The sequence below is a fragment of the Rhodomicrobium udaipurense JA643 genome, from assembly GCF_000636015.1.
Lineage (GTDB): Bacteria > Pseudomonadota > Alphaproteobacteria > Rhizobiales > Rhodomicrobiaceae > Rhodomicrobium > Rhodomicrobium udaipurense.
The window spans coordinates 1-6,068 of sequence record NZ_JFZJ01000167.1 but is presented as its reverse complement, the minus strand read 5'-3'; the positions used below and the strand labels follow the sequence as shown (position 1 = coordinate 6,068).

Genomic DNA, 6,068 nt, shown 5'->3' with positions numbered 1-6,068 from the left:
AAGACATTCGCGCAAGCCGAGCCGTCGCGCAGCACAACGCGCGCGGTTTCGTCGACTCGGAGGCCAAGGCAGGTAAATGTGATGCCCGGCCGAATCGGGAAGGCGAAGAACGGCGGGCGCGCCACGCGGCCCGACTCGCGCGCCGAAGCTTCCAGCGTGGCGGCGTCCGCGCCGATGCGGGCAGCAAGTTCCGCCAGCGTCGGCGCTTCGAGCGGCGGGAAGATTGAAAGCGGCGCGCGTTCGATGCCGTTGGCGTCGAGCACAAGGACGGCGCGGCGCTCCGGCAGATCGGCGACGAGGCGGCCCCAGGTAGCGTAGCGCGTCGGCCCGGTGACGGTGGTTTCGTCCGCGAAGCGCGCGCCCCGCGCATCGACTGCCATGCCGTGTTCCATGCCGTCCACGCGTGTGACGATGCCGCCATCGGCTTCCGGCGAGCGCGCGTCGACCGCCACGAGATGCGCCGCGTCCGCGTCGCCCACGGCCGCGGCCCCTTGCGCCAGCGCTGCGCGCAGAACCTCGCCCCGCGCGTTAGGCGTGCCGCGATTGATGAAGCCCGGCATCGTGGTTGGCATGGCGGCTTGCGCGCCGCCGCAGGCGAGCACCGTCGCGCGGGGACGGAGCGCCCCGGCCGCGCCGCTCTCAAGGTCGATGCTGTTGACTTGCGCGCCATAGAGGATGCGCACGCCGAGCCGTTCAGCCGTCGCGTAAAGCGCGTTCACCGCCGCCTTGCCGCCGCCGAGGAAGAAAGCGGTCTTGCGCGAATAGGGGATGCCATGCGTCTGAAACATGGCTCCCTGCGCGGCGAGCCAGTACGGCAGATCGGTCGAAGCGCGGACGAGCAGCCGCGACACGCCCGCGCCGTTCCGGCCATCGCTCGCCTTGGCGAGGTCGGCCAGAAACTCGTCTTCGCGATAGGAGCCGGGAATCTGCGCGGTCGGCGCATCGTGTGCGATCCGCAGGTTGCGCGAATGCCGCGTGTTGCCGCCGCGAAGCTCGCGCGGGGCGGCTTCGAGCATCGTCACGCGAGCGCCCGCGCGACGCGCCGAGATCGCAGCCGCGAGCGCGGCCAGTCCGCCGCCGATCACCAGAACCTGTTCGGAAAGTGCGCCTGTCATGCCGCGCGAGGGTGTTGAGGTTGCGCCTCACATATAGGAAATTTCCTCGTGCGGCCAGCGCCTTGCAACTCGCGTCGAGATATCCTGCCCGCTTGGAGGCGCGCTACCGATCAGCTTGTATCGACCTGATCGCTGGAACGCGGCTTTATTTGCCGAACGAAGCGGCCATGACCCGGGCGCTACGGCATCGATTTTCGAAGTGCTTGCGGATGGGCCAGCCGACAGGCAGGAGCGGCGGCGGCTTTATCTAAATAGGCAGTCCACTCCGCCACTTCGCGCAAAATCATTCCAAAACGCGCCATAAAGTCCGTCATTCGAAGCTTAAATGGAATGGCTTGATGCGTTCGTAGGCAATGCGCGTATTTTTTTGCCTCATTGCCCATAAGTTGAAGTGACAACCTCTGCGTTTTTCGCTAGTCTGCCATAACAATTTGGCATGGGTAACGGATGGCTGAGCACAGAACGAGGCACGGCGCCCAAGTCTAGGGAGGAAAGCGCTTGTGCCGTCCCCAAGGGCGCAGGTGTTCAAAAATATAAAAGCCAGCAGCAGAAACTTGAAACAGCAAGGTTCGCCTTGCTGTTTTCTTTTTATTCTCGGGGGAGGAAGGCGGCGGTGTCGATGATGCCGAGCGAGATCGCCTCATGCAACGCCAGGACAATCACCGTAGCCACGACGGTCGCCAGCACCACATTAGCGAACAGGCCGGTACGAGGGGCTGCAATTTCGCCATCGGCGCCGACCTTTCGGGGGATGCTGAAAAGAAACACGATCCACCAGCAAGTCACAAAGAGCGCAATCGCCAGCAAGATGTTCATGGCGCTTACCTTTGTTCAAGTTCCACGAGAGTGCCGCAGAAATCCTTCGGGTGAAGGAAAAGCACGGGCTTGCCATGCGCGCCAATCTTGGGATCGCCATTGCCCAGCACGCGCGCGCCTTTCGCCACGAGCCTGTCGCGCGCGGCGAGGATGTCGTCCACCTCGTAGCAGATGTGGTGGATGCCGCCATCCGGGTTCTTTTCGAGGAACTTCGCGAGCGGCGAACTCTCGCCCAGCGGCTCCAGCAGCTCGATCTTCGTGTTGGGCAGCGTGATGAAGATCGTGGAAACGCCGTGGTCCGGCTGCGGCACGGTATCAGACACTTCCGCGCCGAGCGTCTCACGATAGACGGCGGCGGCCGCTTCCAGATTCTTCACGGCAATCGCCACGTGGTTCAGGCGTCCGATCATGCGACGGTCCTCTCGTTTAGTGGCGGTTAAAGCACGGAAACAAGCACGGAGCAAAGCGGCTTCTTGCCCCAAACGAGGCGCATTTCGGCTCGCACGGAGCGCGTCACCGCATCGCGGATCAACGCGGGGTCCTTGCGTCTCGGGCGCGGGATGCTTTCCACCGCATTGTAGACCGCGGACAGCGCGCGCTCGCTCATCGGCAGGCCCTTGGCGTCGCGCGCAGGCAGGCCCGCCATGCTGACGACGGGGTCGGTCGCGAGATCGCCGCTGCGCGAAATCACCACCGACACGGCGATATAGCCGTTCCACGAAAGCCGCCTGCGTTCAGTCACGCAAGGATCGCCCGCGTCGAGCACGAGGTTGCCATCGCGGTAAAGGCGGCCGATCGGTATGCCGCTGTCCGCTATATGCGGAGAGTTTGGCCCCAAATGCACAAGCTTCCCGTCGCGCACGCCGCGCAGTGTCATGATGCCGTGGCCTTCGGCGAAGGTCGCGTGCGCTTCGAGGTGGCGCGGCTCGCCATGCATGGGGATGACGTATTGCGGGCGCGTGAGCCGGTACATGCGCGTGAGTTCACCCCGGCGCGGGTGCCCGGATGCATGGATCGGCCCTTCGTGCGCCTCGGTGATGATCGAGATCCCACGGTCCGCAAGTTGGTTCTGGATGCGGATCACGGAGTCTTCGTTGCCGGGGATCGTGCGCGAGGAGAAGATCACGCTGTCGCCCTGGTCGAATTTCACGAACGGATGCTCGCCCTTCGCGATCCGGGCAAGCGCGGCCTGAGCCTCGCCCTGGCTGCCGGTAACGAGCGCCAGAACCTTATCGCGCGGAATGGAGGGAAACGCGTCCTGATCCGAATAGGTGAGGTGCTCCGGCCAGAGACCGGAATCGCGCGCGGCCTCCACGATGCGGTGCATCGCGCGACCGACCAGCACCACTTCGCGGCCTGCGGCGCGAGCGGCTTCCGAGATGGAAATCAAGCGGTTGACGTTCGACGCGAAGGTGGTGAGCGCGACGCGGCCCTTCTGACGACCGATGACGAGCTTCAGATTTGTCGCGACCACTTCTTCCGTGACGCTGATGCCCTCGACGAGCGCATTCGTGCTGTCGCAGATCAGCGCACGCACGCCCTCGTCGCCGAGCCGCGCGAATTTCGCTTCGTCGCTCGGATCGCCATAGGCGGGCGTATCGTCAAATTTCCAGTCGCCCGTGTGGAGCACATTGCCGGCGGACGTGCGGATGAACACGGAATTGCACTCGGGGATCGAGTGCGCCACCGTGACGAGATCGACGTCGAACCGCCCGATGTTGAACCGCGACCCTTGCGCCATCTCGACGATGGGCACTTCGGAGCCGTGGCTGTGTTCCTGAAGCTTCGAGCGCAGGAGATGCGCGGCGAACTTGGTCACATAGACGGGCACGCGCAGCTTCGGCCACATCTCGGCCACCGCGCCGATATGATCTTCGTGCGCGTGGGTAATGAGGATGCCCGCGAGGTTCTGTCGATCGTTTTCGATGAACCGGAGGTCGGGCAGAACCACGTCCACCCCGGGCTCGGAATCGTCGGGGAAGGTGATGCCGCAATCGATCATCAGCCATTGGCGGTCGTCCTCGGGGCCGATGCCGTAAAGGTAGACGTTGAGGCCGATTTCACCGATGCCGCCGAGGGGCAAAAACACGAGTTCGGGATTGGCAGGCGTTCCTGTCACAGTCATTCTTTTTATGGTTTCCAACAAAGGGAGTTAAGTCGCTGGCCTTGGCGATCAGCGAAGCGCATCTGGATAAATGTCGCCCGCGGTGACGGTCATGACAACCCCCGCCTCGGTCGTAAGCTTTAATGCGCCGGTATCGTCGACGCCGCAAAATCTACCGCGAATAATAGAGCTGTTCAAATTTACGCTGATTGTTTCGTTGAGCGCCAGCGCGCGGGAGAGCCACGCTTCGCGGATCGCGGGAAAGCCCCTGCCCTCATTCCAGCGTGCGAGCCAGATGTCGAAGGCTCTGGCGAGGGACGCGAAGACCGCGTCTGCGGACGACGGCGCGAGGCCGAGCGATGCCACCTCGCGTCCGGTGTCGTCCGGCGGCGCGGCGACATTCATTCCGACGCCGAGGACGACGGCGAGGCCGCGATTGTGGGCGAGCGAGATGCTTTCGAGCAGGTTGCCCGCGAGCTTCGCGCGGCCGAGCATGAGATCGTTCGGCCATTTCAAGCGGAGGCGCGAGGCGTCGTTCGGCGACAGGTGCGCGGCCGCTGCGTCGTGCGCGGCCAGCCCGGCGACGAAGGAAAGTTGCGTCGCCGTGGCCGCGCTGACGGCGGTCTTCAGAACAAGCGTCGCGTAGACGTTGCCCTCGGGTGACTGCCACGAGCGCCCCGCCCGGCCCCGCCCTTTCGTCTGCGTCCGCGCCACGATCCATAATGGGAGGTCGGCCTCGGCAGCAAGTTGCCGCAGGGCCTCCTCGTTTGTGGAATCGATGCTGTCGAAGCGAAGAACCGGTATTTCAGGACGAAGCGTCATCGAGCCTCAGAAGAATGTGCGCGAGGCTGCGTCGGCGGCTAGCTTGAGCGGGCTCGGATAGAGGAAGAACAGAAGCGTAAACGCGGCGGTGATGCCGAGCGTGATCTTCACGGATGGCGCTATCGGCTCAAAGGTTTCGCCCTTTTCATCGAAATACATCACCTTCACGATACGAAGATAATAGTAGGCGCTGATCACCGAAAGAACAACGCCGACGATGGCAAGCCAGTAAAGCTGCGACTGAACGGCGGCGTTGAAAACATACAGCTTCGCGAAGAAGCCCGCGAGCGGAGGGATGCCCGCAAGCGAGAACAACAGCATCGCGAACAGGAAGGCGAACAGCGGCTGCTCCTTCGACACGCCAGCGAGGTCGGAGATGCTTTCGCTGTAGGTCGTCCGCCCGTTACGCATGGCGAGCACGCAGGCGAAAGCACCGGCTGTCATCGCGAGGTAGATCGCGAGATAGATCAGCACGGCGGACACACCGTCGGAGGCGGCTCCGCCCGGAACGGCGGCAGCAAGGCCGACAAGCGCGTAACCCACATGTCCGATGGACGAATAGCCGAGCAGACGCTTGATGTTCTTCTGCCCGATGGCGGCGAATGCGCCGAGCGCCATCGACGCGACCGAAATCGCGATGACGATCTGCTGCCATTGCTGCGTCGCGTCGGGAAAGGCCGTCAGCACGACGCGGATCAGCATCGCCATGGCCGACATCTTGGCGGCGGTGGCGAAGAAGGCGGTGACGGGCGTCGGCGCGCCCTCGTAAACGTCGGGCGTCCACATGTGGAACGGCACCGCCGCGAGCTTGAAGGCAAGCCCCGCGAGGATGAAGACGAGGCCAAAGACGAGGCCCACCGATGCGCCGCTTGTATGCACGGCTTCGGCGATGCGCGCGAAATTCGTCGCGCCGGTATAGCCGTAGACGAGCGACGAACCGTAGAGCAGGAGGCCCGACGACAGCACGCCCAGCACGAAATATTTCAGCCCGGCTTCGGTGGAGCGCAGATTATCGCGATGAAATGCCGCGAGGACGTAAAGCGCGAGGCTCTGGAATTCGAGCGCGAGATACAGCGAAATCAGGTCGTTCGCCGAGATCGTCAGCATCATGCCCGCAGTCGCCAGCAGGATCAGCACCGGATATTCGAAGCGCAGGATGCGTTCGCGGCGCAAATAGTCGAGCGAGAGCAGGATCGCAAGCGCCGCGCCCG

At 63.7% G+C, this 6,068-nt stretch carries 7 protein-coding genes; all 7 read right to left on the bottom strand.

What is annotated here, in order from left to right; genetic code table 11:
- Positions 1-1,115, bottom strand: a 1,115-nt coding sequence (locus tag T281_RS15960) for an FAD-binding protein (protein ID WP_037241764.1), incomplete at its 3' end; no start/stop codon positions are given.
- A gap of 179 nt (positions 1,116-1,294) precedes the next feature.
- Complete coding sequence (locus T281_RS19195; RefSeq protein WP_162173202.1) at positions 1,295-1,513, bottom strand: hypothetical protein; 219 nt, start codon at positions 1,511-1,513, stop codon at positions 1,295-1,297.
- A gap of 190 nt (positions 1,514-1,703) precedes the next feature.
- Positions 1,704-1,931, bottom strand: coding sequence for a hypothetical protein (locus T281_RS15955; RefSeq protein WP_037241761.1), 228 nt, complete (start codon positions 1,929-1,931; stop codon positions 1,704-1,706).
- Positions 1,932-1,936: 5 nt separating this feature from the next.
- Positions 1,937-2,341, bottom strand: a complete 405-nt coding sequence (gene mce / locus T281_RS15950) for a methylmalonyl-CoA epimerase (RefSeq protein ID WP_037241758.1) — start codon at positions 2,339-2,341, stop codon at positions 1,937-1,939.
- Positions 2,342-2,367: 26 nt separating this feature from the next.
- Positions 2,368-4,056, bottom strand: coding sequence for a ribonuclease J (locus T281_RS15945; RefSeq protein WP_037241756.1), 1,689 nt, complete (start codon positions 4,054-4,056; stop codon positions 2,368-2,370).
- A 48-nt stretch (positions 4,057-4,104) separates the two neighbouring features.
- Positions 4,105-4,857, bottom strand: coding sequence for a biotin--[acetyl-CoA-carboxylase] ligase (locus tag T281_RS15940; RefSeq protein ID WP_037241753.1), 753 nt, complete (start codon positions 4,855-4,857; stop codon positions 4,105-4,107).
- Between the two features lie 6 nt (positions 4,858-4,863).
- Positions 4,864-6,068 (bottom strand): NADH-quinone oxidoreductase subunit NuoN (nuoN, locus tag T281_RS15935; protein ID WP_037241750.1); only part of this gene is annotated, 1,205 nt, incomplete at its 5' end.

Excerpts from the sequence above, each read along its gene's own strand:
- mce (WP_037241758.1), bottom strand. The coding sequence starts at position 2,341 with ATGATCGGACGCCTGAACCACGTGGCGATTGCCGTGAAGAATCTGGAA.
- T281_RS15940 (WP_037241753.1), bottom strand. The coding sequence starts at position 4,857 with ATGACGCTTCGTCCTGAAATACCGGTTCTTCGCTTCGACAGCATCGAT.
- T281_RS15955 (WP_037241761.1), bottom strand. The coding sequence starts at position 1,931 with ATGAACATCTTGCTGGCGATTGCGCTCTTTGTGACTTGCTGGTGGATC.
- T281_RS15945 (WP_037241756.1), bottom strand. The coding sequence starts at position 4,056 with ATGACTGTGACAGGAACGCCTGCCAATCCCGAACTCGTGTTTTTGCCC.